We start from the raw sequence: 1,275 nt of genomic DNA, 5'->3' as shown, positions 1-1,275 counted from the left end.
CTTTGCAAGTGACGTTGCTAATGGCCACGCCGTTTGATGCACGCCTTTGATCACATCCGTTTTCCAGTCGTATTGACCATTTGCGCCGATAGTTAAACCTCCCGTGGAGTGATCGGCGGTGACAACGAGCAAAGTGTCAGGGTGAGCATCGACATACGCCTTGGCTAAAGCAATCGACTTAGCAAAATCATCCATTTCAGCCATCGCGCATGCTATGTCATTCGCATGACCGCACCAGTCGATTTGGCTTCCTTCGATCATGACGAAAAAGCCATGCTCTGAGCGCGACAATAACGACAGCGCCTTGTTCGTCATCTTCTCCAGTCGGTTGGGATTCTCATCCAAAGCAAACGGAAATGCTTTGTCGGCAAACAACCCAATCGCAGGCAATGTTTGCAACGAAGGCAAGGTATCAAAATCCGTTAGGTATTGATAACCCCGCGTTTTAAATTCTTCAATCAGGTTTCTGTCTTCACGCTCAAAGTATCGAACACCTCCACCAAGTAACAGATCGACGGGCAGCTTTCCATTTACTTTGTTATCCAAGTAGTCGTCTGCTATCTGATCATAATTACGACGAGATTCGTTGTGTGCGGCAAAGCTTGCGGGCGTCGCGTGGTTAATTTGCGAAGTCGCCACTAGAGCGGTTGTCATGCCCTGCTCTTTCGCTACTTCCAACATTGTTTTAACTGGCTTTTTATGGGTATCGACAGCGACGGCGCCATTGTAACTCTTTATACCACTGCTTAAGGCCGTCGCGCCTGCTGCACTGTCAGTGACATAATTATCATCATCGGGATAGGTGTGAGCCATGCCAACCAGTATCGAGTCAAAGACTGTAGGCTCAATCTGTTTAGTCTCTGGGTTATCTTGATAATAACGGTAGGCGGTTGTGTAGGCAGGGCCCATTCCATCACCGATCATATAAATAATATTTTTCGGTGCTTCATTGGCGTGAACAAGCCCAGCCAGTAAACTGGCCGCAAGTAAAGAGTATCTGATTGTCATATTTCATCCATGAAAAAGTGACTGCGAGTATAAGCCGTCACTTTAATTACTGTTTTGCTTACAAGTATTCATCAATACTATCATTCAGTTAGGATGAAACCGCGTGTTACATCATGGTTTTGCAACCCAAATCATTTCTTAAATAGGATCACTTCTGTACGTAGGCCAGCTTTAGGTGTCTCATTCGGGTTATTCAAGTAGCGCTCAATCCCCAAAGGCTTGCTCTTCACTTTTATGCCGTTTTGGCGTGTCAAATTCATCCCTAAC

The 1,275-nt window shown here is 46.0% G+C and carries 1 protein-coding gene and 1 pseudogene; both read right to left on the bottom strand.

Annotated features, from left to right (window positions below):
- The coding region (locus R7E00_RS23860) for an alkaline phosphatase (RefSeq protein WP_318124724.1) at window positions 1-1,008 on the bottom strand (1,008 nt) is incomplete at its 3' end.
- 131 nt (window positions 1,009-1,139) lie between these two features.
- Window positions 1,140-1,275: pseudogene (locus tag R7E00_RS23855) on the bottom strand (transcriptional regulator); the annotation flags it as partial.

It is taken from the genome of Vibrio sp. Vb1755, from assembly GCF_033338635.1.
In the GTDB taxonomy this organism is placed as follows: domain Bacteria; phylum Pseudomonadota; class Gammaproteobacteria; order Enterobacterales; family Vibrionaceae; genus Vibrio; species Vibrio alginolyticus.
The sequence above is the reverse complement of the archived record's forward strand: the minus strand, read 5'-3'. Positions and strand labels throughout refer to the sequence as shown.